General features: G+C 51.9%; 24 protein-coding genes and 1 riboswitch. Of the genes, 14 read left to right on the top strand and 10 right to left on the bottom strand.

The window, feature by feature from the left end:
- Window positions 1-41: 41 nt before the first annotated feature.
- The 3 genes from malM to malK all read right to left on the bottom strand — a co-directional run bounded on the left by malM (window position 42) and on the right by malK (window position 3,721).
- Window positions 42-962, bottom strand: a complete 921-nt coding sequence (gene malM / locus ACJHYO_RS03645) for a maltose operon protein MalM (protein ID WP_001298285.1) — start codon at window positions 960-962, stop codon at window positions 42-44.
- 231 nt (window positions 963-1,193) lie between these two features.
- The gene (gene lamB, locus ACJHYO_RS03640; protein ID WP_000973666.1) at window positions 1,194-2,534 is read right to left on the bottom strand and encodes a maltoporin LamB; all 1,341 of its coding nucleotides are present in this window, start codon (window positions 2,532-2,534) and stop codon (window positions 1,194-1,196) included.
- A 71-nt stretch (window positions 2,535-2,605) separates the two neighbouring features.
- Complete coding sequence (malK, locus tag ACJHYO_RS03635; protein ID WP_001314343.1) at window positions 2,606-3,721, bottom strand: maltose/maltodextrin ABC transporter ATP-binding protein MalK; 1,116 nt, start codon at window positions 3,719-3,721, stop codon at window positions 2,606-2,608.
- 364 nt (window positions 3,722-4,085) lie between these two features.
- Between malK and malE the strand changes: the two genes are divergently transcribed.
- From malE to malG, 3 genes are all read left to right on the top strand, one after another.
- On the top strand, window positions 4,086-5,276 hold the full coding sequence (gene malE, locus ACJHYO_RS03630) for a maltose/maltodextrin ABC transporter substrate-binding protein MalE (RefSeq protein WP_000695389.1): 1,191 nt from the start codon (window positions 4,086-4,088) through the stop codon (window positions 5,274-5,276).
- Window positions 5,277-5,429: 153 nt separating this feature from the next.
- Entirely contained in the window at window positions 5,430-6,974 is a 1,545-nt protein-coding gene (malF, locus tag ACJHYO_RS03625) for a maltose ABC transporter permease MalF (RefSeq protein WP_001318176.1), read from the top strand.
- A gap of 14 nt (window positions 6,975-6,988) precedes the next feature.
- Complete coding sequence (gene malG, locus ACJHYO_RS03620; RefSeq protein WP_001252058.1) at window positions 6,989-7,879, top strand: maltose ABC transporter permease MalG; 891 nt, start codon at window positions 6,989-6,991, stop codon at window positions 7,877-7,879.
- A gap of 93 nt (window positions 7,880-7,972) precedes the next feature.
- On the opposite strand, the gene psiE is transcribed toward malG, so the two are convergent.
- Window positions 7,973-8,383, bottom strand: a complete 411-nt coding sequence (gene psiE, locus ACJHYO_RS03615; RefSeq protein ID WP_000202902.1) for a phosphate-starvation-inducible protein PsiE — start codon at window positions 8,381-8,383, stop codon at window positions 7,973-7,975.
- 214 nt (window positions 8,384-8,597) lie between these two features.
- On the opposite strand from psiE, the gene ACJHYO_RS03610 reads away from it, so the two are divergent.
- Window positions 8,598-8,876 carry a hypothetical protein gene (locus ACJHYO_RS03610; RefSeq protein WP_012579033.1) on the top strand — a complete coding sequence of 93 codons (279 nt, stop codon included), beginning with the start codon at window positions 8,598-8,600 and terminating at the stop codon, window positions 8,874-8,876.
- A gap of 46 nt (window positions 8,877-8,922) precedes the next feature.
- Here ACJHYO_RS03610 and ACJHYO_RS03605 read toward each other — a convergent pair whose 3' ends face one another.
- From ACJHYO_RS03605 to pgi, 5 genes are all read right to left on the bottom strand, one after another.
- Window positions 8,923-11,019 carry a YjbH domain-containing protein gene (locus tag ACJHYO_RS03605; RefSeq protein WP_000745760.1) on the bottom strand — a complete coding sequence of 699 codons (2,097 nt, stop codon included), beginning with the start codon at window positions 11,017-11,019 and terminating at the stop codon, window positions 8,923-8,925.
- A complete protein-coding gene (locus ACJHYO_RS03600; RefSeq protein WP_000595524.1) occupies window positions 11,019-11,756 on the bottom strand; it encodes a capsule biosynthesis GfcC family protein in 738 nt (245 codons plus the stop codon). The genes ACJHYO_RS03605 and ACJHYO_RS03600 overlap by 1 nt, the downstream gene beginning before the upstream one ends.
- Window positions 11,753-12,391, bottom strand: a complete 639-nt coding sequence (locus tag ACJHYO_RS03595; protein WP_001363004.1) for a YjbF family lipoprotein — start codon at window positions 12,389-12,391, stop codon at window positions 11,753-11,755. Before ACJHYO_RS03595 ends, ACJHYO_RS03600 begins: the two co-directional genes overlap by 4 nt.
- 186 nt (window positions 12,392-12,577) lie before the next feature.
- Window positions 12,578-12,820, bottom strand: coding sequence for an exopolysaccharide production protein YjbE (gene yjbE / locus ACJHYO_RS03590; RefSeq protein WP_000757333.1), 243 nt, complete (start codon window positions 12,818-12,820; stop codon window positions 12,578-12,580).
- A 497-nt stretch (window positions 12,821-13,317) separates the two neighbouring features.
- Window positions 13,318-14,967 carry a glucose-6-phosphate isomerase gene (gene pgi / locus ACJHYO_RS03585; protein WP_000789981.1) on the bottom strand — a complete coding sequence of 550 codons (1,650 nt, stop codon included), beginning with the start codon at window positions 14,965-14,967 and terminating at the stop codon, window positions 13,318-13,320.
- A gap of 235 nt (window positions 14,968-15,202) precedes the next feature.
- Window positions 15,203-15,399: riboswitch (Lysine riboswitch) on the top strand.
- A gap of 91 nt (window positions 15,400-15,490) precedes the next feature.
- Between pgi and lysC the strand changes: the two genes are divergently transcribed.
- Both lysC and ACJHYO_RS03575 read left to right on the top strand, forming a co-directional pair.
- On the top strand, window positions 15,491-16,840 hold the full coding sequence (lysC, locus tag ACJHYO_RS03580; RefSeq protein ID WP_085455634.1) for a lysine-sensitive aspartokinase 3: 1,350 nt from the start codon (window positions 15,491-15,493) through the stop codon (window positions 16,838-16,840).
- A 252-nt stretch (window positions 16,841-17,092) separates the two neighbouring features.
- On the top strand, window positions 17,093-17,365 hold the full coding sequence (locus tag ACJHYO_RS03575) for a DUF3811 domain-containing protein (protein WP_001207638.1): 273 nt from the start codon (window positions 17,093-17,095) through the stop codon (window positions 17,363-17,365).
- On the opposite strand, the gene rluF is transcribed toward ACJHYO_RS03575, so the two are convergent.
- Window positions 17,366-18,238 carry a 23S rRNA pseudouridine(2604) synthase RluF gene (gene rluF, locus ACJHYO_RS03570; RefSeq protein ID WP_000936385.1) on the bottom strand — a complete coding sequence of 291 codons (873 nt, stop codon included), beginning with the start codon at window positions 18,236-18,238 and terminating at the stop codon, window positions 17,366-17,368.
- A gap of 347 nt (window positions 18,239-18,585) precedes the next feature.
- Between rluF and ACJHYO_RS03565 the strand changes: the two genes are divergently transcribed.
- The 8 genes from ACJHYO_RS03565 to pepE all read left to right on the top strand — a co-directional run bounded on the left by ACJHYO_RS03565 (window position 18,586) and on the right by pepE (window position 25,369).
- Window positions 18,586-19,533 (top strand): sugar-binding transcriptional regulator, encoded by a 948-nt coding sequence (locus ACJHYO_RS03565; RefSeq protein WP_000431663.1) that lies wholly within the window; start codon window positions 18,586-18,588, stop codon window positions 19,531-19,533.
- Window positions 19,534-19,602: 69 nt separating this feature from the next.
- A complete protein-coding gene (locus tag ACJHYO_RS03560; RefSeq protein WP_001195436.1) occupies window positions 19,603-20,409 on the top strand; it encodes an SDR family oxidoreductase in 807 nt (268 codons plus the stop codon).
- A 9-nt stretch (window positions 20,410-20,418) separates the two neighbouring features.
- A complete protein-coding gene (locus tag ACJHYO_RS03555; protein ID WP_000245624.1) occupies window positions 20,419-20,826 on the top strand; it encodes a mannose/fructose/sorbose PTS transporter subunit IIA in 408 nt (135 codons plus the stop codon).
- Window positions 20,826-21,320, top strand: a complete 495-nt coding sequence (locus ACJHYO_RS03550; RefSeq protein WP_001027853.1) for a PTS system mannose/fructose/N-acetylgalactosamine-transporter subunit IIB — start codon at window positions 20,826-20,828, stop codon at window positions 21,318-21,320. The genes ACJHYO_RS03555 and ACJHYO_RS03550 overlap by 1 nt, the downstream gene beginning before the upstream one ends.
- Before the next feature lie 65 nt (window positions 21,321-21,385).
- Window positions 21,386-22,183 (top strand): PTS mannose/fructose/sorbose transporter subunit IIC, encoded by a 798-nt coding sequence (locus ACJHYO_RS03545; protein WP_000406332.1) that lies wholly within the window; start codon window positions 21,386-21,388, stop codon window positions 22,181-22,183.
- A 10-nt stretch (window positions 22,184-22,193) separates the two neighbouring features.
- Window positions 22,194-23,018 (top strand): PTS system mannose/fructose/sorbose family transporter subunit IID, encoded by an 825-nt coding sequence (locus tag ACJHYO_RS03540; RefSeq protein ID WP_000437896.1) that lies wholly within the window; start codon window positions 22,194-22,196, stop codon window positions 23,016-23,018.
- 51 nt (window positions 23,019-23,069) lie between these two features.
- A complete protein-coding gene (sorE, locus tag ACJHYO_RS03535; RefSeq protein WP_052912666.1) occupies window positions 23,070-24,299 on the top strand; it encodes an L-sorbose 1-phosphate reductase in 1,230 nt (409 codons plus the stop codon).
- Window positions 24,300-24,679: 380 nt separating this feature from the next.
- Window positions 24,680-25,369, top strand: a complete 690-nt coding sequence (gene pepE, locus ACJHYO_RS03530) for a dipeptidase PepE (RefSeq protein WP_000421763.1) — start codon at window positions 24,680-24,682, stop codon at window positions 25,367-25,369.
- Window positions 25,370-25,429: the final 60 nt, after the last annotated feature.

Below are 25,429 nucleotides of genomic sequence, written 5' to 3'. Positions count from 1 at the left end.
AGACGCACCAGTTGTTGCAAAATCAGCACTGTGGGGCGTAATTACCCCTTGCCTTTTACACTGCTGATAAAGGTGGAACGGGCAGATGTCGACCCCAGGCGTTCAGCTTCATCAAGCAGTTTTAACGCCTTATCAACATCACCTTTCGCGACAGCGTTTTTGATCGCGGTATTAAAATAACTTTCCGTGTCGTTGAGCATCGGCTCGCTTTTCTTCACCGGTGCCGGAGCGGGTGCAGCCACAGCTGGTGCCGCCGTGTTGCCTACCGTAACCGGAGCTGGAGCGGAAGAACCAAATAGTGGTCCTACCAACACGCTGGAGCTGGAGTTCGTTTTCACTTTCAGTTTCAGTAAGCCATCGGTGGTATGACGAGCAACCGGATCGGGAATATCCGGGATCGAGTTACCGACGCCTTTGGCATAGGCTTTAGCCGGATCGAGCAGTTGAGTCGTCTGCTGGAGATCTTTTTCCGTGGTAAAGACCAGAACATAAAGTTTTTGCTGCCCCAACGCCGGTGTCAGGCGCATAACGCCTTCCAGCCGATCTGCACTCATCACGCCGGGTTCCTGGTAGGTGAAATAACTGCTGGGGAAGAAGGCTGATGGGGTCATGTTCTGATCAAGAATCAGCACATTCGGCGCAAATACGCTGGTTTGTTTGTTCACTTCGCTGGTCAGCGTCAGTGTCAGTTCACCAATGTTTGCCGGGACGCTGTACGCAGCAACCGGACCACTGATGCCAGGGACATTCAGTTGTTGGCCGCCGGTCGACAGTTGAGTAGTCTGGGTTTTAGATTGATCGACCGGTGTCCAGGTGAGTTGTTGCAGCGCGGCAGATGGAATGGCTGGCGCGTCGCTGGTGTTTTGCGGTACGTAGTTAACATCGGCAAGGCTGATTCCAGGTGCGCTTGCCAGCAACCCTGCTGATAAACAGAGAGCGATGAGACTTTTATTCATTTTCATTGTTTTCACCTCAAAATCTGGAGCTCAGCGGTAGCCAGGCAATAGCGCGCTAAACCCGATAATCAGAGGGGCTTTCGCCCCTTAAAGCTGTTTTTATGCCGGATGCGGCGTAAACGCCTTATCCGGCCTACTTTCGGCAGCGGTTGTAGGCCTGATAAGACGCAACAGCGTCGCATCAGGCATTGGTTGCCGGATGCGGCGCAAGCACCTTATCCGGCCCAGGTTTTGCTATTACCACCAGATTTCCATCTGGGCACCGAAGGTCCACTCGTCGCTGTCGCCACGACCGAAGCTACCGCCGTTGAAATCAGCCGACACAGCCTTGCCGTAGTATGGGTTGGTTGAAGAGCTACCGGTGTAGTCATAACCCCATTTCTCATCCCACTTGGCGTAGGTTGCGAAGACACGAATAGCCGGGCGTGACCAGATGCTGTCGCCAGCCTGCCATTGTTGTGCAAGGGTAATTTTGTACTGATTGTTCTTGTCGCCGGTGCGCTGGGATTCGACGTTGTCGTAGCCGATTTCCATCACGGTGCTCATGATTGGCGTCCACTTGTACATCGGGCGAATACCGACGGTCCACCACTTGGTGCCGTTGTCGTTATCCCAGTTGATATCCTGGTACATACCCACGTACATCATGTCCCAGTTGTCGCCCATGGAGATCGCACCGTGGTCGAGGATACGCAGCATGTGACCGTTGTTGTTGATATTGTAGGCAAATTTTTCGTTATCAAACGCGACGCCAGAACCCTGCGACAGACCTTTACCCTGCGAGGTCATCGAGTCAGTAGCGTACTGAACAACAAACTTGTTAAAACCCTTCAGGACACTCTGAGTATGTTCAGCAGTGAATAACCAGCCGTCTTTCGATGCGCCATCAACCAGACGATAGTTATCACGCAGGTTGGCACGACCGTAGTCGACACCCAGTTCTAATGTGCCGCCCGGGTTGATTTCCATCTGCGCTAAACGCACATCGAAAACGTCGTTCGCGGTTTCGTTGGTATAGTCATAAATATTGTTGCTGGCGAAAGAGGAAGAACCACCCGCTTCAGAGGAGCGGGTTGCTGCCAGAGAGAGTTTACCGAAGCCAACATCGATGTTTTCCAGACCGGCACCAGGACCAGAAATATCCCAGTAGTAGAAGTCGATCATATGAACGTCATGACGTTGGTAGAAGCGCTTACCTGCCCAGATGGTGGAGCCTGGCAGCCATTCGATCAGGTTTTTACCCTGCACGTTTGCTTCACGGAAGGCCGGATCGGTAGCTTCCCAGTCATTCTGTTGCGCGACGGAATAGGCCACGTTAGTGTCGAAATAGAAGCTCTTATCGCCCTCTTTCCACACTTCCTGACCCAATTTTAATTCAGCATAAGTTTCACATTCGTTGCCAAGACGGTATTTACTTTGAGCACCGGTAGTCTGGAAACACTGTTGTTCGCCGCCGCTACCTGTCCAGCCAATACCGGAACGTGCATAGCCGTGGAAATCAACAGCCATTGCCTGAGCAGACATTACGCCCGCTGCGACGGCAACCGCCAGAGGAAGTTTGCGCAGAGTAATCATCATTCTATCTCCTGAGTCATTGCTTTTCTTTTTTCACATCACCTGTGACAGGCTTTGTGTGTTTTGTGGGGTGCTTAAACGCCCGGCTCCTTATGCAGTCGACGACATGCAGTGCCATCCTCACGGAACAGATGGCAACGCTCTGGCGGCAGGCCGATAGCGAATGTGGCACCTTCTTCTACCAACACCACGTCGTTCTGGCGGTACACCAGGTTTTGACGAATGGAAGGGATCTGGATATGGATTTGGGTTTCGTTGCCGAGTTGCTCGACGACCTGAACTTCACCCTCAAGGATGACGTCAGCGATATCACTCGGCAGTAGATGTTCCGGGCGAATACCCAGCGACATATTGGCTCCCACCTGGACATCACGGCTTTCAACAGGTAGCCAGACTTGCTGACGATTTGGCATCGGCAGCTCCACCTGCACTTGATCGATTGCGGTGGAGGTCACTTTTACTGGCAGGAAGTTCATCTTTGGCGAACCGATAAATCCGGCGACAAAACGGTCTGCCGGATAGTGATACAGCTCCAGCGGTTTCCCAACCTGCGCCACGCGACCAGCGTCCAGCACCACGATTTTGTCGGCCAGCGTCATCGCTTCGACCTGATCGTGGGTGACGTAAATCATTGTGCGGCCCAGGCGTTTATGCAGACGGGAGATTTCGATACGCATTTGCACACGCAGTGCAGCATCGAGGTTGGAGAGCGGTTCATCGAGCAAAAATACGCTTGGCTCGGCCACCAGCGTACGGCCAATCGCCACACGCTGACGCTGACCACCGGAGAGCGCTTTCGGTTTGCGATCCAGCAAATGCGCCAGTTGCAGCACTTCCGCAACCTGGTTAACTCGCTGGTTAATCACTTCTTTTTTCGCGCCAGCCAGTTTCAGGCCAAATGACATGTTTTCTGCTACTGACAGGTGGGGATAGAGCGCGTAAGACTGAAACACCATACCAACGCCGCGTTCTGCAGGCGGAGTGTCATTCATCCGTTTCTCACCGATGAACAGGTCGCCGCTGGTGATCGTCTCAAGCCCGGCAATCATGCGCAGTAAAGTCGATTTACCGCAGCCAGACGGTCCGACAAACACCACGAATTCACCTTCATGGATATCGAGATTGATATCTTTCGATACCACGACCTCGCCCCAGGCTTTCGTTACATTTTGCAGCTGTACGCTCGCCATGCCCTTCTCCCTTTGTAACAACCTGTCATCGACAGCAACATTCATGATGGGCTGACTATGCGTCATCAGGAGATGGCTTAAATCCTCCACCCCCTGGCTTTTTTATGGGGGAGGAGGCGGGAGGATGAGAACGCGGCTTCTGTGAACTAAACCGAGGTCATGTAAGGAATTTCGTGATGTTGCTTGCAAAAATCATGGCGATTTTATGTGCGCATCTCCACATTACCGCCAATTCTGTAACAGAGATCACACAAAGCAACGATGGGGCGTAGGGGCAAGGAGGATGGAAAGAGGTTGCCGTATAAAGAAACTAGAGTCCGTTTAGGTGTTTTCACGAGCACTTCACCAACAAGGACCATAGATTATGAAAATAAAAACAGGTGCACGCATCCTCGCATTATCCGCATTAACGACGATGATGTTTTCCGCCTCGGCTCTCGCCAAAATCGAAGAAGGTAAACTGGTAATCTGGATTAACGGCGATAAAGGCTATAACGGTCTCGCTGAAGTCGGTAAGAAATTCGAGAAAGATACCGGAATTAAAGTCACCGTTGAGCATCCGGATAAACTGGAAGAGAAATTCCCTCAGGTTGCGGCAACTGGCGATGGCCCTGACATTATCTTCTGGGCGCACGACCGCTTTGGTGGTTACGCTCAATCTGGCCTGTTGGCTGAAATCACCCCGGACAAAGCGTTCCAGGACAAGCTGTATCCGTTTACCTGGGATGCCGTACGTTACAACGGCAAGCTGATTGCTTACCCGATCGCTGTCGAAGCGTTATCACTGATTTATAACAAAGATCTGCTACCGAACCCGCCAAAAACCTGGGAAGAGATCCCGGCGCTGGATAAAGAACTGAAAGCGAAAGGTAAGAGCGCGCTGATGTTCAACCTGCAAGAACCATACTTCACCTGGCCGCTAATTGCGGCTGACGGGGGTTATGCGTTCAAGTATGAAAACGGCAAGTACGACATTAAAGACGTAGGCGTGGATAACGCTGGCGCGAAAGCGGGTCTGACCTTCCTGGTTGATCTGATTAAAAACAAACACATGAATGCAGACACCGATTACTCCATCGCAGAAGCTGCCTTTAATAAAGGCGAAACAGCGATGACTATCAACGGCCCGTGGGCATGGTCCAACATCGACACCAGTAAAGTGAATTATGGTGTAACGGTACTGCCGACCTTCAAAGGTCAACCATCTAAACCGTTCGTTGGCGTGCTGAGCGCAGGTATTAACGCCGCCAGTCCGAACAAAGAGCTGGCGAAAGAGTTCCTCGAAAACTATCTGCTGACTGACGAAGGTCTGGAAGCGGTCAATAAAGACAAACCGCTGGGTGCAGTAGCGCTGAAGTCCTATCAGGATGAACTTGCGAAAGATCCACGTATTGCCGCCACCATGGATAACGCTCAGAAAGGTGAAATTATGCCGAACATCCCGCAGATGTCCGCTTTCTGGTATGCCGTGCGTACTGCGGTGATCAACGCCGCCAGCGGTCGTCAAACTGTGGATGCTGCGCTGAAAGATGCACAGACTCGTATCACCAAGTAATGCTGTGAAATGCCGGATGCGGCGTAAACGCCTTATCCGGCCTACGAAATTGAAACGTATGTAGGCCTGATAAGACGCGTCAGCGTCGCATCAGGCAGTTGTTGTCGGATAAGGTATGAAAGCCTTATCCGTCCTGGAATGAGGAAGAACCCCATGGATGTCATTAAAAAGAAACATTGGTGGCAAAGCGACGCGCTGAAATGGTCAGTGTTAGGTCTGCTCGGCCTGCTGGTGGGTTACCTTGTTGTTTTAATGTACGCACAAGGGGAATACCTGTTCGCCATTACCACGCTGATATTGAGCTCAGCGGGGCTGTATATTTTCGCCAATCGTAAAGCCTACGCCTGGCGCTATGTTTACCCGGGAATGGCTGGAATGGGATTATTCGTCCTCTTCCCTCTGGTCTGCACCATCGCCATTGCCTTCACCAACTACAGCAGCACTAACCAGCTGACTTTTGAACGTGCGCAGGAAGTGTTGCTAGATCGCTCCTGGCAAGCAGGCAAAATCTATAATTTTGGTCTTTATCCGGCGGGCGATGAGTGGCAACTGGCGCTCAGCGACGGCGAAACCGGCAAAAATTACCTCTCCGACGCTTTTAAATTTGGCGGCGAGCAAAAACTGCAACTGAAAGAAACGACCGCCCAGCCCGAAGGCGAACGCGCGAATCTGCGCGTAATTACCCAGAATCGTCAGGCACTGAGTGACATTACCGCCATTCTGCCGGATGGCAACAAAGTGATGATGAGCTCCCTGCGCCAGTTTTCTGGCACGCAGCCGCTCTACACACTCGACGGTGACGGCACGTTGACGAATAACCAGAGCGGCGTGAAATATCGGCCGAATAACCAAATTGGTTTTTACCAATCCATTACCGCCGACGGTAACTGGGGGGATGAAAAGCTAAGCCCCGGTTACACCGTGACCACCGGCTGGAAAAACTTTACCCGCGTCTTTACCGACGAAGGCATTCAGAAACCGTTCCTCGCCATTTTCGTCTGGACCGTGGTGTTCTCGCTGATCACTGTCTTTTTAACGGTGGCGGTCGGCATGGTTCTGGCGTGTCTGGTGCAGTGGGAAGCGTTGCGCGGCAAAGCGGTCTATCGCGTCCTGCTGATTCTGCCCTACGCGGTGCCATCGTTCATTTCAATCTTGATTTTCAAAGGGTTGTTTAACCAGAGTTTCGGTGAAATCAACATGATGTTGAGCGCGCTGTTTGGCGTGAAGCCCGCCTGGTTCAGCGATCCGACCACCGCCCGCACGATGCTGATTATCGTCAACACCTGGCTGGGTTATCCGTACATGATGATCCTCTGCATGGGCTTGCTGAAAGCGATTCCGGACGATTTGTATGAAGCCTCAGCAATGGATGGCGCAGGTCCATTCCAGAACTTCTTTAAGATTACGCTGCCGCTGCTGATTAAACCGCTGACGCCGCTGATGATCGCCAGCTTTGCATTTAACTTTAACAACTTCGTGCTGATTCAACTGTTAACCAACGGCGGCCCGGATCGTCTTGGCACGACCACGCCAGCCGGTTATACCGACCTGCTTGTTAACTACACCTACCGTATCGCTTTTGAAGGCGGCGGGGGTCAGGACTTCGGTCTGGCAGCAGCAATTGCCACGCTGATCTTCCTGCTGGTGGGCGCGCTGGCGATAGTGAACCTGAAAGCCACGCGAATGAAGTTTGATTAAGGGAGATAACAAAAATGGCAATGGTCCAACCGAAATCGCAAAAAGCACGTTTGTTTATTACTCACCTGCTACTGCTACTTTTTATCGCGGCAATTATGTTCCCGCTGCTGATGGTCGTCGCCATCTCGCTGCGTCAGGGGAACTTCGCGACCGGTAGTCTGATCCCGGAGCAAATCTCCTGGGATCACTGGAAACTGGCGTTAGGTTTTAGCGTGGAACAGGCTGATGGTCGCATTACGCCACCGCCATTCCCGGTACTGCTGTGGCTGTGGAACTCGGTAAAGGTCGCCGGGATTTCCGCGATTGGCATTGTGGCGCTCTCCACCACCTGCGCCTACGCTTTCGCCCGTATGCGCTTTCCAGGCAAAGCGACGCTGCTGAAAGGAATGCTGATTTTCCAGATGTTCCCGGCAGTACTTTCACTGGTCGCGTTGTATGCGTTGTTTGATCGTCTGGGTGAGTACATTCCATTCATTGGCCTGAATACTCACGGCGGCGTAATTTTCGCGTATCTGGGTGGGATTGCGCTGCATGTCTGGACCATCAAAGGTTATTTCGAAACCATCGACAGTTCGCTGGAAGAAGCGGCGGCGCTGGATGGTGCAACACCGTGGCAGGCCTTCCGCCTTGTCCTGTTGCCGCTGTCAGTACCGATTCTGGCGGTTGTGTTCATCCTGTCGTTTATCGCTGCCATTACTGAAGTTCCGGTCGCGTCGCTATTACTGCGTGACGTAAACAGCTACACCCTGGCTGTGGGGATGCAGCAATACCTCAACCCGCAAAACTACCTGTGGGGTGACTTTGCCGCCGCTGCCGTGATGTCTGCATTACCGATCACCATCGTCTTCTTGCTGGCTCAACGCTGGCTGGTCAACGGCCTGACGGCAGGTGGTGTGAAAGGTTAAAGATGTTGTTCTGCCAATGTTATGCCGCTGCACCCTCAACTTACGTTATCCCAACTTGTGACTGTTATTCGGCGCTCCACGGAGCGCCTTTTTTTACTCCCGCTTCAGCCGTTTCGAATTACACAGCCACAGGGTGATCACCAGTAACAGGATCGCTGCCGAGTAGATCAACACATCCAGTGGCGATTTATGATCGACGATGATCAAGCGCACAATGGCGGTGATCCCAATATAGACAAAGTAACGTAGCGGGAAGTGAAAACCGGACTGAAAGTACTTCACAATCAGCGCGATAAATTCGAAATAGAGAAAATAAACCACCAGCCCTTCTACCAGCTCATATTTACTGGTTTGTTCTGGCGCGAACAGCACATCAGCCAGATGCACCGTTTCTTTGCCGAGGAAGACAACCAAAATCAGGCCGAGGCACAACAGGCCAAGATTGAGTACGGTCTGCAAAATGGTGGAGATAAACTCCACGCGCGGACGAGAGAGTGACGTCATAGCAGTACCTCCTTCATAGTGGCGAGCTTCCTGTATAACGCAAAAATGTGACGGAGATCTATATTTTTTGTGTATGTTTTGTTCAGCTCAATTAAGTGGGCATCTCCCATCAACGTCGCATCTGGCAAAACACACAGCCCAAAAAAATCACCCATTCAGGTGATTCCCAGCCACCAGCAATGCGCGAAAAATCGACAATGTTCCTCTGGAACAAATGAAACGTAACCTGATAAAGGTGGTAAAAATGAAGCCTTATTTTGCTGCTTTGATGTTATCAGTCTCTGTTCTTCCTGCTTATGCTGGTCCGCTCGATACTGCTGATAAAACCGACCTACCGCAAAGCAATGTCTCCAGCCCAATGATGGCCCAGTCGCTCAGGCAACCAGACCTGCAACCGATATCGACGGACAGGAAGACAGAATGTTTTCGCCTTTACACACCAGATCGCAAACCGGGGGTGAACTGCGTTCCTGATGGCTCGACAGGCCATTAAGAATGAAGGTGCCAGTGAGTGCGAAAACTGGCACCTTTCCCATGACTTAGCGGAAATTGACGCTACGGTCGCTGGTCATATCATACAACTGGAACTTACGCCCAAGTTGCTGACCACCGTCACGCGTCAGCGGCGTCCAGCCAATTGCCGCACGGCTGCGTGTCGGGCCAGACGAGAAGAGATCCAGCGGTACAGAGACATACACGCCTTTGGTGAAGTCCCCTTCGCCGTACTCCTCTTTCGAAACGTTGGTGATCGTGGCATAGCCACCCACCACCACGCCGCTATCAAAGCGTTTGGCGATCTCCAGCGTGCCGCCTTTATCCCCTGCCAGATACTGCCCGACGCTCGCTTTCACTAACACATCCTGAGCGAAAGATGGCGTCCAGTAGGCGGTCAGATGTCCGGTTTTCACGCTGTAGTCGGTGAATTTCATCATATCTTTTGCACTACGCCAGTCGCGCTGTTTAACGTAGTTGGCATCCACACCAAACGCCCAGTTGCTGTCCAGCGGGCGATACAACACTTCTGCCCCCGCACCGCCAAACATGGTTTCGAGATAACCTCCGTAGACCTGACCGTAGAAGCCGTTGCCCAGATGCTGGAAGTAGTTGGCTTGCAGGTTATTCACATAGACATCGTTCTGCACATACTCGCGCACATGGGTACGCACGCGCGGTAAGTGCGAGTCCTGCGGTGGATTGGTGTAGTTAAACTTGTCGTAGTTGTTGGCAAGGTTAGCAAACAGGCTGCCGGTGGTCAGCAGATGGTCCGTCAGCCACAAATCCGCCGTTCCCATCACGCCCAGCTGATACATGTAAAAGTTTTCCGGGCCACCGACCGACTGGTTCAGCACCGGATCGATATGGAAATCAAAGCGCGATTTGTCGATATACCAGCCCTGCTCGGTGGACTTCGGAACCACTGGCTCGACGCGTTTTTGCGCCAGCTTCGTTTCGTGGCCCAACGGCTCTCCGGCGAGATGATTTTTCAGGCTGGCGACATCGGTTTCCGTCGTCACCTGCGGCATGTTAAGGCGATTTTCCGTAATGCGGATCGTTTTGATCCCATCCGGTAGATCGTTCATCACGATCCGATTAGCACGGATGCTCCCTTCGCGCGGATCACGATATTTCACCTGCTCGCCGGTAACATACAGCGTATCGCCTTTCGCTTGGATCTGCGGATCGGCAAGTCCTGCATTGTATTTCAACAGCGTTAACTGATTCGCCACCACCGAATGCTGCAAAATGGCATCCTGCGGCTGCGGTTGATATTGCGGGCGGGCGTTATCGTTGTAAGACGGGCGCAGATCGTTAAAGTTGGTGCGCAGCGTGACGCCAAACATAAAAGTGTTGCCACGTTCATAGCTAAGGTTAACGTCGGCCCAATCGGTAACGCGATAAATCGCCCCGACGTTAAACTTACTTTTTTGCTCCAGCTTTCCGGCAAAATCCTGCTGATAATTATTGCCTTCATACTCCAGTTTCAGGCGCAGCGGTTGCCAGGGCGTCTGGTATTCCACGCCGCCAAACAGTGAGGCCGGGCCGTGGAACATCTGGCTGCCGTCGATAGATCCCGCCTGTTTGTAGCTGTTATCGCGATAGCAATATTTATCACTGGCTGAACAGAGCGGATTTTTCACGTTACCGCTGGTGCCCAGATATCCCCAGCCCAGGCCGAGTGTAAAATCGAACGGCCCCCAGGCTTTGCTGGCAACAAGATATTCCGCATCAAACAGCCCCGTACCGCCGATATCCCGCGCACCAACCGCCACTTGCGGCAGCCAATAACTCTCTTCCCACAAACGCAGTTTGAGATCGAAGGCTTTATCTTTATACGTTTGATCGCCAGAGAACGCTTCGACGCTGCTGTACTGCCGGGTGCGCACGTCGGTGTAGCGCAGCGTTGTTTCCAGCCACGGGAAGAGTTGCACTGAAGCTGAGTAATAACGGTACTGATCATTATCGCGATAGTTCAGGCTCAGCTCCCCTTCCCGCGCCATGCGCGCGGTGGGCGTTTGTAATAATCCTACGCCACCGAAATCCGATTGCGACGGACCAATGGGCGCAGGATATGTTTCGCCGTAGCAAGCTGTGCTAATACCCAGCGCCAGTAAGCTAAGCAGATGTCTTTTTTTCATTATTGGGGTATCCGCTGCGTCAGAGTCTGAAGAATGTCGGCGTTAAGGGCATCAGGTGTCTCACTCCAGACGGAGTCCGCGAGGCCAACATAAATAATGCTGCCGGGCATCGGCTCTACGTGACGCTTGTTCCAGTAAGCCACCGGCGCTTTTTGCGTGCGTCCGTCCGGGTAAACCACCCACGCGTAGCTGCGATCCGCACCGCTGAGCAGGCTCTGGTCAGAGAGATAGCTCGCCACGTCGCGACCTGGAGTGAATGACTGCTTGCCAGGACGACTGATAAGCCCGAACAACGTGACCGTGGACGGCGGCGTTCCGACCCACAGCGTGTAGTTGCCCTGCAACGGCGGGTTACCGCGTTCGGCAACGCGGACGATATCAGGATCAAGATTGATTTTTTGCCTGCCCGTCACTTTCAACGCCTGAATTTGCTGGCGTAAGGCGTTAATCGCGGCGGCATCGTCGGCGCTGGAATCTGCAGCCAGTTCTGCCAGCCGTGTCAGCAACGCCTGCTGCTGACGCAATGCTGCCGCCGTTGCCAGCTCTTCGCTAATCACCGCACCGGGCCACCAACTGTTTGCCAGCCGTGGTTGGCCTACCAGATCGATTAAATGCTCTGCACCCGTCAGCGTTTTGGCCTCACTGCTGCCATTGCTGAATACCTTGACGGTTCCCGCCGCGAAGACCGATGACGCCCCCACACTCAAAATCAATGCGACAATAGTTTGTTTAATCATTGTTTTGCCGCCTTGATGAGAGTGGTTTTCACCGGGAAGTAATCCGCGCCGAGATACTGTTCCGACTGGCGAATTTGCCCTTCGCTGTCGATCCAATAGCGGTTATGCCAGCGCGCCTGGTCGGTGGAGACTTCTTCGTCCAGCACGCGAACCGGGGTTTCATCGCTGCCGACTTTGACGGTATCGGTGCCATCCCATTTGAAGACTGAGCGTGCGGTGGCGTAGCGTACCTGCTGGTACTCGGTCCAGCCCATCGTGCGCGTCCATGTTGCACCATCAACAATTTGTGCGGGTTTAATCAGCGGGTCAGTGGCAAGGTTATTCACTTCAATCAGGTTGTCGCCACCAAGCAAAGTCTTCACCAGACGACCATGTTGTGTGACGAGAGTGGCCTGATCCTGAGTGACCCATTTTTGTTGTCCGTCTTCAGCGAAGGCCAGCACCACAAATAACTGCGGCCCGCCATTAAGCTGCATGTACTGGCTGGCGTAGGGCATATTTTGAATATCATCGTCCGTCAGCTGTACGCCTGGCGTACCGAACAGACTGTCCCATAGTGAATTGCCCAGCTCTTTAGTCGTGGCTGAACAGGCCTGTAATAGCAGGCAGATAAGAATGAGTGCAGGTCGCTTCACGACTCTTCTCCAGAGGGGCAGAATAACCACACCGGAGTGTGGTTATGGTTAATCCCCTTCATACTTCAAGCTGCAGATGCGGTGACCGCACTCGTTCACCCCGGTCACATAGTTATCTATGCTCCCGGGGACTCACTCGCTTGTCGCCTTCCTGCAACTCGAATTATTTTGGGGATACATACTTTATTACTGGGTACTGGTGGTCGTGGTTGTGGTGGTCCCGGTATTAGAACCATCACCGCCACCGGTTGCCGCGAGCGCGACACCCACCGCCGAGCTTACGGTGCTGACGCTGGTCGCGGAGGAACTCCCCGCCGAAACCGACGTTGCTGCCGATCCTGCCGCTTCGCCCACCTGTACAGGTGCAGCCCACGCAGAAGTCGCCGCAAGCGCAGATATGGCAAAAATGCCATACAGAACTTTTTTCATAACAATTTCCCTTCATTGAATGAATGGAGATTTACCCAAAAACATTTCGGGCGGGATCGAGTATACACAACTAAAGCATGCGAATTACGGCGCGGGGAATTAGTGATGGGGTTTTAGGATAATTGGAATGAATATCAAATATAAGCTTCAGCTTATATATAAATAGCACTAAAAATCATAAGCTTAAAATAAAAATAAAAGTAATTAATCTGCGTATTTTCCGAAATCAATCACGATTAAAAATCTATTTTAGGATTAACCTCACGGTATGATTTCCGTTAAATCACAGACAAGGGGATTTATCTGATAAAAAATGCCGACATAACGTCGGCATTGTTTTTAAGGCTATTTAATCAATCGTACTATGTATTAATTGCCGAATACGATGTACATATCGGCATCGACCTGTAGGCCTGATAAGACGCGACCGCGTCGCATCAGGCATCGGTTGCCGGATGCGGCGTGAACGCCTTATCCGGCCTACATATCGACAATGATTAACCGCGCCACGCTTTATAGCGGTTAATCAGACCATTGGTCGAGCTATCGTGGCTGCTGATTTCTTTGTCATCTTTCAGCTCTGGCAGAATACGGTTCGCCAGTTGTTTACCCAGCTCCACGCCCCACTGGTCGAAGGTGAAGATGTTCAGGATCACGCCCTGAGTAAAGATTTTGTGCTCATACAGCGCAATCAACGCACCCAGGCTGAACGGAGTGATTTCACGCAGCAGGATGGAGTTAGTCGGGCGGTTACCTTCGAACACTTTGAACGGCACCACGTAGTCAAGCGTTGCCGGATCTTTACCCTGATCGCGATATTCCTGCTCAACCACTTCGCGGGATTTACCAAACGCCAGCGCTTCGGTCTGAGCAAAGAAGTTAGACAGCAGTTTCTGGTGATGATCAGAGAGCGGGTTATGGGTGATAGCCGGAGCGATGAAATCGCACGGTACCATTTTGGTTCCCTGGTGGATCAGCTGATAGAACGCGTGCTGACCGTTCGTGCCAGGTTCACCCCAGATAATCGGGCCAGTCTGGTAATCCACAACCTTACCGTTACGGTCAACATACTTACCGTTGGATTCCATATTGCCCTGCTGGAAGTACGCCGCGAAACGGTGCATATACTGGTCATACGGCAGAATCGCTTCAGTTTCCGCGCCAAAGAAATTGTTGTACCAGATGCCAATCAGCGCCAGCAGTACAGGCAGGTTTTTCTCGGCAGGCGTGGTGGAGAAATGCTTGTCCATCGCGTGTGCGCCAGAAAGCAGTTCAACGAAGTTATCAAAGCCGATGGAGAGAACAATCGACAGGCCAATCGCTGACCACAAAGAGTAACGACCGCCGACCCAGTCCCAGAATTCGAACATGTTGGCAGTATCAATACCAAACTCGCCAACGGCTTTGGCGTTGGTAGAAAGCGCCGCAAAGTGTTTCGCAACGTGCTTCTCATCACCTGCCGCTTTCAGGAACCAGTCACGCGCGCTGTGGGCGTTGGTCATGGTTTCCTGAGTGGTGAAGGTTTTAGATGCTACCAGGAACAGCGTGGTTTCCGGGTTTACTTTTTTCAGCACTTCCGCGATGTGAGTCCCATCGACGTTAGAAACAAAGTGCATGTTCAGGTGGTTTTTGTATGGACGCAGTGCTTCAGTCACCATGTACGGGCCGAGGTCAGAACCGCCGATCCCGATGTTCACTACGTCAGTGATTGCCTTGCCGGTATAGCCTTTCCACTCACCGGAAATAATCGCTTCCGAGAAGGTTTTCATCTTCTCCAGCACCGCGTTGACTTCCGGCATAACATCTTTGCCATCAACCAGAATCGGGGTATTGCTACGGTTACGCAGCGCTACGTGCAGTACGGCGCGGTTTTCAGTGCGGTTGATCTTCTCGCCAGAGAACATCGACTTAATCGCGCCCGCCAGATCGCACTCTTTCGCCAGATCTTGTAATTTCGCCAGCGTCTCTTCAGTGATGCGGTTTTTGGAGTAATCCACCAGCATCTGATCGTCGAAGGTTGCGGAGAACTTAGAAAAACGATCGCCGTCTTTAGCAAAAAGATCGGCGATCGTAACGTCTTTCATTTCATCGAAGTGTTTCTGTAGTGCCTGCCAGGCAGCGGTCTGCGTTGGATTGATGTTTTTCATTAGCAATACTCTTCTGATTTTGAGAATTGTGACTTTGGAAGATTGTAGCGCCAGTCACAGAAAAATGTGATGGTTTTAGTGCCGTTGCGTAATGTTGAGTGTAAACCCTTAGCGCAGCGAAGCATTTATTAGCTGAACTACTGACCGCCAGGAGTGGATGAAAAATCCGCATGACCCCATCGTTGACAACCGCCCCGCTCACCCTTTATTTATAAATGTACTACCTGCGCTAGCGCAGGCCAGAAGAGGCGCGTTGCCCAAGTAACGGTGTTGGAGGAGCCAGTCCTGTGATAACACCTGAGGGGGTGCATCGCCGAGGTGATTGAACGGCTGGCTACGTTCATCATCGGCTACAGGGGCTGAATCCCCTGGGTTGTCACCAGAAGCGTTCGCAGTCGGGCGTTTCGCAAGTGGTGGAGCACTTCTGGGTGAAAATAGTAGCGAAGTATCGCTCTGCGCCCACCCGTCTTCCGCTCTTCCCTTGTGCCAAGGCTGAAAATGGATCCCCTGACACGAGGTAGTTATGTCTGAAATTGTTGTCTCCAAATTTGGCGGTACCAGCGTAGCTGATTTTGACGCCATGAACCGCAGCGCTGATATTGTGCTTTCTGATGCCAACGTACGTTTAGTTGTCCTCTCGGCTTCTGCTGGTATCACTAATCTACTGGTCGCTTTAGCTGAAGGACTGGAACCTGGCGAGCGATTCGAAAAACTCGACGCAATCCGCAATATCCAGTTTGCCATTCTGGAACGTCTGCGTTACCCGAACGTTATCCGTGAAGAGATTGAACGTCTGCTGGAGAACATTACCGTTCTGGCAGAAGCGGCGGCGCTGGCAACGTCTCCGGCCCTGACAGATGAACTGGTCAGCCACGGCGAGCTGATGTCGACCCTGCTGTTTGTCGAGATCCTGCGCGAACGCGATGTTCAGGCACAGTGGTTTGATGTACGTAAAGTGATGCGTACCAACGATCGATTTGGTCGTGCAGAGCCAGATGTAGCCGCGCTGGCGGAACTGGCCGCGCTGCAGCTGCTTCCACGCCTCAATGAAGGCTTAGTGATCACCCAGGGATTTATCGGCAGCGAAAATAAAGGTCGTACAACGACGCTTGGCCGTGGAGGCAGCGATTATACGGCAGCCTTGCTGGCGGAGGCTTTACACGCATCTCGTGTTGATATCTGGACCGACGTCCCGGGCATCTACACCACCGATCCGCGCGTGGTTTCCGCAGCAAAACGCATTGATGAAATCGCGTTTGCCGAAGCGGCAGAGATGGCAACTTTTGGTGCAAAAGTACTGCATCCGGCAACGTTGCTACCCGCAGTACGCAGCGATATCCCAGTCTTTGTCGGCTCCAGCAAAGACCCACGCGCAGGTGGTACGCTGGTGTGCAATAAAACTGAAAATCCGCCGCTGTTCCGCGCGCTGGCGCTTCGTCGCAATCAGACTCTGCTCACTTTGCACAGCCTGAATATGCTGCATTCTCGCGGTTTCCTCGCGGAAGTTTTCGGCATCCTCGCGCGGCATAATATTTCGGTAGACTTAATCACCACGTCAGAAGTGAGTGTGGCATTAACCCTTGATACCACCGGTTCAACCTCCACTGGCGATACGTTGCTGACGCAATCCCTGCTGATGGAGCTTTCCGCACTGTGCCGGGTGGAAGTGGAAGAGGATCTGGCGCTGGTCGCGTTGATTGGCAATGACCTGTCAAAAGCCTGCGGCGTTGGCAAAGAGGTATTCGGCGTACTGGAACCATTCAACATTCGCATGATTTGTTACGGCGCATCCAGCCATAACCTGTGCTTCCTGGTGCCCGGCGAAGATGCCGAGCAGGTAGTGCAGAAGCTGCATTTTAATTTGTTTGAGTAAACACAGTATGGCCCGGAAGACATTATTTCGGGCCGTATTGTTTTTCTTGTCATTATGCCCATAAATAAACGAGTCTATTCCCTGTTAACCAGCGTCTTTATCGGAGAATAATTGCCTTTAATTTTTTATCCGCATCTCTAACTAATTATCGAAAGAGATAAATAGTTAAGAGAAGGCAAAATGAATATTATCAGTTCTGCTCGCAAACGAATTCCCGTACACTGAACTCTCTGGCTCACTGAGGGCACCATCATGGCACTCCCCCGTATTACCCAAAAAGAGATGACTGAACGCGAGCAGCGTGAACTTAAAACACTGCTGGATCGGGCGCGGATTGCGCATGGTCGCGTACTGACCAACTCCGAAACTAACAGCATTAAGAAAGAGTACATCGATAAATTAATGGTCGAGCGTGAGGCTGAAGCGAAAAAAGCCCGCCAATTGAAGAAAAAGCAGGCTTATAAACCGGATCCTGAGGCGTCATTTAGCTGGTCAGCAAATACGTCGACGCGCGGCAGGCGCTGATTAACGCCCCTTCTTTTTACGCCCCGGCGAGGTAAAACGCTTACCGTTGGACGCCGGGCGACCGCCTTTTTCCGCCGTTTTTTCCATCTTAACGACTGGACGTTTGATGCCTACCGTTTTCGGTTTGGCCTTCGCTTTAGGTTTTGCCTCGGAAGAGGAATTTTCAATGAGCTTAAAGAGATCGATTAACTCATCGTCGGTTAAATCGCGCCACTCACCCAGCGGAATGCCGCTTAAGCTGACGTTCATAATGCGCGTACGTTCCAGCTTTTTCACTTCGTAACCAAAGTGCTCGCACATGCGACGAATCTGACGGTTCAGCCCCTGCACCAGGGTAATGCGGAAGACAAACGGTGCTTCTTTTTTGACTTTGCACTTTTTAGTTACCGTCCCGAGGATCGGTACTCCCGCCCCCATACCACGAATAAATTCATCGGTAATCGGTTTATCAACCGTCACCAGATACTCTTTCTCATGATCGTTACCCGCACGGAGGATCTTATTCACCAGATCGCCGTGATTGGTGAGGAAAATCAGCCCCTGGGAATCTTTATCCAGGCGGCCAATCGGGAACACGCGTTTGCTGTGGTTAACGAAATCGACAATGTTATCGCGCTCGCCATCTTCGGTGGTGCTGACAATACCGACGGGCTTGTTCAGGGCGATAAGTACCAAATCTTCGGATTCCCGAGGCTCAATCAACTGACCGTTTACTTTCACAACGTCGCCGGGTTTCACCTGATCGCCAATGGTGGCTCGCTTGCCATTAAGGAACACATTGCCTTGCTCGATATAGCGATCCGCTTCGCGGCGTGAGCAAATTCCGCTTTCGCTGATGTATTTATTTAAACGGACTGATGAGTCGGGCAGCATAAATTCTCCTGTAAAACGCGGAATATACCGTACCTCTTAGCGGGGAAAAACAGGGTTATGCGGCAACGTCGAAATTAAATGTGATCTGCCACGCCTTTTATCACAAAAGTGTCTCCGGAAGTACGATGCAAATTTGCCTGGCAAAATAAGAATAATCAACAAATTACGCATCGCTGCACACCTGTGCTGATGACTACTACGCAGAGAAACAAATGTGCAAGAGAAAGCGCTATTTTCCCCCATGCAAAGAGTGAAAAATCGCTTTGAAAGGCCATCATGATGGGGTTATATCAGATCAAGCGGTGAGAAAGCGTATTTGCACAAATGTGCAGAACCAGGAGGCGGCAATGGAAAACAGTGACGATATCCGTTTGATTGTGAAGATTGCCCAACTCTATTACGAACAGGATATGACGCAGGCGCAAATTGCGCGCGAACTGGGTATTTACCGCACCACCATCAGCCGCTTGCTTAAACGAGGCCGCGATCAGGGAATTGTCACCATCGCCATCAACTATGACTACAACGAAAATCTCTGGCTGGAGCAGCAAGTGAAGCAAAAGTTTGGTCTGAAAGACGTTGTGGTGGTGTCAGGAAATGATGAGGATGAAGATATTCAACTGGCGATGATGGGGTTACACGGCGCGCAACTGCTGGATCGCTTGCTGGAACCTGGCGATATTGTCGGTTTTTCCTGGGGCCGCGCGGTGAGCGCACTGGTTGAAAACTTGCCGCAGGCGGGGCAATCGCGGCAGTTAATTTGCGTGCCGATTATTGGCGGCCCGTCCGGTAAACTCGAAAGCCGCTATCACGTAAACACATTAACCTACAGCGCGGCAGCGAAGCTGAAAGGGGAATCGCATCTCGCGGATTTTCCGGCTCTGCTGGATAACCCATTAATTCGTAATGGGATCATGCAGTCTCAGCACTTTAAAACCATCTCTGCCTACTGGGATAATCTGGATGTCGCCCTGGTGGGAATTGGCTCACCGGCCATTCGCGACGGCGCTAACTGGCATGCGTTTTATGGTGGTGAAGAGAGTGACGACCTGAATGCCCGCCAGGTTGCTGGCGATATTTGCTCGCGCTTTTTTGATATTCACGGCGCAATGGTTGAAACGAATATGAGCGAAAAAACACTCTCTATCGAAATGAATAAATTAAAGCAGGCACGGTATTCCATTGGCATTGCCATGAGCGAAGAAAAATACAGCGGAATTGTTGGTGCACTGCGTGGAAAATATATTAATTGTCTGGTAACGAATAGCAGCACAGCTGAACTATTACTGAAATAAAAATCTTCCCGATGTTTACCGTAATAAAAATTACGGCGGGTCCCTATTATCTAAAATCAGGAGTCTGTTATGCAAACGTGGTTAAATTTGCAGGATAAAATCATTATTGTCACCGGTGGCGCATCCGGTATTGGTCTGGCGATTGTAGAGGAATTATTAGCACAAGGCGCGAATGTACAGATGGTCGATATTCACGGTGGCGATGGTCAATATGAAAGCCATAAAGGTTATCAGTTCTGGCCGACCGATATTTCCAGCGCCAAAGAGGTAAATCATACGGTAGCAGAAATTATCCAGCGTTTTGGTCGCATCGACGGTCTGGTTAACAACGCCGGGGTCAATTTCCCGCGTCTGCTTGTCGATGAGAAAGCGCCTGCCGGGCAGTATGAACTCAACGAAGCTGCATTCGAAAAAATGGTCAATATCAACCAGAAAGGCGTTTTTCTGATGTCGCAGGCGGTGGCGCGACAGATGGTCAAACAACATGATGGCGTGATTGTGAATGTTTCCTCAGAAAGTGGGCTGGAAGGCTCAGAAGGCCAAAGCTGTTACGCCGCGACCAAAGCCGCGCTCAATAGCTTCACGCGCTCCTGGTCGAAAGAGCTGGGTAAGCACGGTATCCGTGTGGTCGGTATCGCGCCGGGGATTCTGGAAAAAACAGGACTGCGCACGCCGGAATATGAAGAAGCGCTGGCGTGGACGCGCAATATCACCGTCGAGCAGCTGCGTGAAGGCTATACCAAAAACGCCATTCCTATTGGGCGCGCCGGAAGATTAGCAGAAGTGGCTGATTTTGTTTGTTATCTGCTGTCTGAACGCGCCAGCTATATCACCGGAGTAACCACTAACATTGCAGGCGGCAAAACGCGCGGCTAAGGAGGCTTTATGGTCAATGCCATTTTTTGCGCCCACGGCAAATTAGCCTGCGCCATGCTGGAATCGGTTCAGATGGTGTACGGCGATGCCAGGGTCGAGGCAGTTGAATTTGTGCCCGGCGAGAACGCCGGAGACATTGTGGCAAAGCTGGAGAAGTTAGTGAGCATTCACAATCATGACGAGTGGCTAATCGCCGTGGATTTACAGTGCGGCAGCCCGTGGAATGCGGCAGCGATGCTTGCGATGCGCAATCCTCGTCTGCGGGTAATCAGCGGCCTTTCTCTGCCGCTGGCGCTCGAACTGGTTGATAACCAGGACAGCATGAATGTTGATGAACTGTGTGAACACCTGACGCAAATCGCAAAGCAAACCTGCGTCGTCTGGAGACAGGTAGCAACAGCAGAGGAGGATTTCTGATGAACATTACGCTCGCCCGCATTGATGACCGCCTGATCCACGGCCAGGTCACTACCGTCTGGTCTAAAGTGGCTAACGCCCAACGCATTATTATCTGCAATGACGAAGTTTATAACGATGAAGTTCGCCGGACATTATTGCGTCAGGCTGCGCCACCGGGAATGAAGGTTAACGTGGTCAATATTGAAAAAGCCGTCGCGGTTTATCACAACCCGCAATATCAGGACGAAACCGTTTTTTATCTTTTCACTCGCCCACAGGATGCCTTAGCAATGGTTCGCCAGGGGGTAAAAATAGGTACCCTGAATATTGGCGGTATGGCCTGGCGTCCTGGTAAGAAACAGTTAACCAAAGCAGTTTCATTAGATGACGATGATATTAACGCATTTCATGAGTTAAATAATCTTGGCGTCATACTGGATTTACGCGTCGTAGCGTCAGATCCCTCAATCAATATTATCGACAAAATAAACGAACAGTTAATCGCAAATTAAATAATAGCGCCTGTGTACATATGCTTTAACAGGCAGGGATGACGACACTTAAAAGGTGACAAATCATGGAAATAAGTACCCTACAAATCATTGCTATATTTCTTTTTTCCTGTATTGCCGGAATGGGCAGCGTGCTGGATGAATTTCAGACTCATCGTCCGTTAATTGCCTGTACGGTGATTGGTTTAATTCTCGGTGATTTAAAAACCGGAATTATGCTCGGTGGTACGCTGGAATTGATAGCTCTCGGCTGGATGAACGTCGGCGCGGCGCAATCTCCGGATTCTGCACTCGCCAGCATAATCTCCGCCATTCTGGTTATCGTTGGTCAGCAAAGCATCGCCACCGGAATCGCCATCGCGTTGCCTGTGGCTGCGGCAGGCCAGGTGCTGACGGTGTTTGCCCGTACCATCACCGTAGTGTTCCAGCACGCGGCGGATAAAGCAGCGGAAGAAGCACGGTTTCGCACTCTCGATATTCTGCATGTCTCCGCGCTTGGCGTGCAGGCACTGCGCGTTGCTATTCCGGCACTGATTGTCTCGCTGTTCGTCAGCGCTGATATGGTGAGCAATATGCTGAGCGCCATTCCCGAATTTGTGACCCGTGGACTGCAGATTGCTGGCGGTTTTATCGTGGTGGTCGGTTACGCCATGGTGCTTCGCATGATGGGCGTGAAATATTTGATGCCTTTCTTTTTCCTCGGTTTCCTCGCAGGTGGCTACCTCGATCTCAGTCTGCTGGCGTTCGGTGGCGTCGGCGTGATCATGGCCCTGCTCTACATCCAGTTAAATCCACAGTGGCGTAAAGCTGAACCACATCCCCAGACCACCACTATCACCGCCCTTGACCAACTTGATGATTAACGGAGCCATCATGGAACAGAGAAAAATTACACGCAGCGATCTGGTGAGCATGTTTCTGCGCTCCAACCTGCAACAGGCATCCTTTAACTTTGAACGTATTCACGGGCTGGGTTTTTGCTACGACATGATCCCCGCCATCAAACGACTTTACCCATTAAAAGAGGATCAGGTTGCGGCGCTCAGGCGACACCTGGTGTTCTTCAATACCACGCCAGCCGTATGTGGCCCGGTCATCGGCGTCACTGCTGCCATGGAAGAGGCGCGGGCCAACGGCGCGGAAATTGATGACGGTACCATTAACGGCATCAAAGTCGGTCTGATGGGACCATTGGCAGGAGTTGGCGATCCACTGGTCTGGGGAACGCTGCGCCCGATTACCGCCGCGCTCGGCGCATCTCTGGCACTTTCGGGCAACATTCTCGGCCCCCTGCTGTTCTTCTTTATTTTCAACGCGGTGCGTCTGGCGATGAAGTGGTATGGCCTACAGCTCGGCTTTCGCAAAGGGGTGAATATCGTCAGCGATATGGGCGGTAATTTGCTGCAAAAACTCACCGAAGGCGCGTCGATTCTCGGGCTGTTTGTGATGGGCGTGCTGGTGACCAAATGGACGTCAATCAACGTACCGTTGGTGGTTTCACAAACGCCTGCCGCCGATGGTGCCACCGTCACCATAACCGTGCAGAACATCCTCGACCAACTTTGCCCTGGTTTGCTGGCGCTCGGTCTGACGCTGCTGATGGTTCGTCTGCTCAACAAAAAAATTAACCCGGTATGGCTGATTTTCGCCCTGTTTGGTTTAGGGATTATCGGTAATGCGCTGGGCTTCCTGTCCTGATTCTTCGCCCCGGCACGACTGCCGGGGTCATCGCTCAACATGAGGTGGTTTATGAAAACAACAGCTCTGCGTCTTTATGGCAAACGTGACCTGCGTCTGGAAACCTTTGACCTTCCTGAAATGCAGGAGGATGAAATCCTCGCAACGGTGGTCACTGACAGCCTGTGCCTCTCTTCCTGGAAAGAGGCCAATCTGGGTGAAAACCATAAAAAAGTACCCGACGATGTGGCGACCAATCCCATCATCATCGGCCACGAATTTTGCGGCGATATTCTGGCCGTGGGTAAAAAGTGGCAGCACAAATTCCAGCCGGGTCAGCGTTATGTGATTCAGGCCAACCTGCAACTCCCCGACCGCCCGGATTGCCCCGGCTACTCCTTCCCGTGGGTAGGCGGCGAAGCGACGCATGTGGTTATTCCCAACGAGGTCATGGAACAAGATTGCCTGCTGGCATACGACGGCGAAACCTATTTTGAAGGCTCGCTGGTTGAACCGCTTTCCTGCGTGATTGGCGCGTTCAACGCCAACTATCATCTTCAGGAAGGTAGTTATAACCACACGATGGGGATTCGCCCGCAAGGGCGCACGCTGATCCTCGGCGGCACCGGCCCGATGGGGCTGCTGGCGATTGATTATGCGTTGCATGGACCGGTTAACCCGTCGCTGCTCGTCATTACCGATACCGACAACGACAAATTGAGTTATGCACGCAAGCACTATCCATCAGAACCGCAAACACTGATTCATTATCTCAATGCCGCCGATGCAGCATTTGATACGTTAATGGCACTGAGTGGCGGTCACGGCTTCGATGATATTTTCGTCTTTGTGCCTAATGAAGGACTGGTGACTCTCGCCTCTTCCTTGCTGGCAACAGATGGTTGTCTGAATTTCTTCGCCGGACCGCAGGATAAGCACTTCAGCGCGCCAATTAATTTCTACGATGTGCATTATGCATTTACCCACTACGTGGGCACGTCAGGCGGCAATACCGACGACATGCGCGCAGCGGTCAAATTGATTGAAGAGAAAAAAGTGCAGGCCGCAAAAGTGGTAACACATATTCTTGGGCTGAATGCCGCGGGCGAAACCACGCTTGAATTGCCTGCCGTCGGCGGCGGCAAAAAGCTGGTGTATACCGGGAAATACCTGCCGCTGACGTCACTCACGCAGATTCAGGATCAAGCACTGGCGGTGATTCTGGCGCATCATCAGGGGATCTGGTCCGGTGAGGCGGAGCAATACCTGCTCGCCCATGCAGAGGCAATTTCCCATGATTAATCGCGCTACTTAACTCTGCATGTCGCTGGCTGGTCGCCGCAGCAACTTCGCGGCCTGATGTGCGGCTGATTGCAGAAGCGGCACAATGTGCACGAGAAGAATAAAAAAACATCAGCGCCTTAAGGGGCGCTCAAATTGGTGGCAAAGTGCACATTGTTTATGCCGGATACGGAATGAAGCCTTATTCGCCTACATAATCTTGAAAATTCAATATATTGCAGTTATCTGGTAGGCCAGGTAAGCGTAGCGCATCAGGCAATCCTGTGTTTGTCATCAGTCTCAGCGCCTGTGCAATATGTGACATCGTGAGCCATGTCAGTAAGTGGTTAAATTCGCAGTGGTAGCATTCCTTCCGTGTTTTCTTACTAACCGGAGAAGTAATGGAACTGCTTTTATTGAGTAACTCGACGCTGCCGGGTAAAGCCTGGCTGGAACACGCGCTGCCGCTGATTGCTGAACAGTTGCAGGGTCGCCGTTCTGCGGTATTTATTCCTTTCGCTGGCGTAACGCAGACCTGGGATGATTACACAGCGAAAACGGCTGCGGTTCTCGCTCCGCTGGGTGTTTCTGTCACCGGTATTCATAGCGTTGTCGATCCCGTTGCCGCGATTGAAAATGCGGAAATTGTGATTGTCGGCGGCGGTAATACTTTCCAGTTGCTGAAACAGTGCCGCGAGCGCGGGCTGCTGGCACCCATTACTGACGTGGTGAAACGTGGCGCGCTGTATATTGGCTGGAGCGCAGGCGCTAACCTTGCTTGCCCAACCATTCGTACCACCAACGATATGCCGATTGTCGATCCGCAAGGTTTCGATGCGCTAAATCTGTTCCCGCTACAAATCAACCCGCACTTCACCAACGCGCTGCCGGAAGGCCATAAAGGTGAAACCCGTGAGCAGCGTATTCGCGAACTGCTGGTCGTCGCGCCAGAACTGACGATTATTGGTCTGCCGGAAGGTAACTGGATCACAGTAAGTAAAGGTCACGCTACGCTGGGTGGCCCGAACACCACTTATGTGTTTAAGGCTGGTGAAGAAGCGGTTCCGCTGGAAGCGGGTCACCGTTTTTAAGTGAATTGCCGGATGCATGATCCGGCATCTTGTTCATAGTGCCTGATGCGACGCTTTACG

It is taken from the genome of Escherichia sp. WS1118 (genome assembly GCF_046487695.1).
In the GTDB taxonomy this organism is placed as follows: domain Bacteria; phylum Pseudomonadota; class Gammaproteobacteria; order Enterobacterales; family Enterobacteriaceae; genus Escherichia; species Escherichia coli.
Note: the sequence above shows the minus strand (reverse complement) of the source record. Positions and strands in the feature narration are given on the sequence as shown.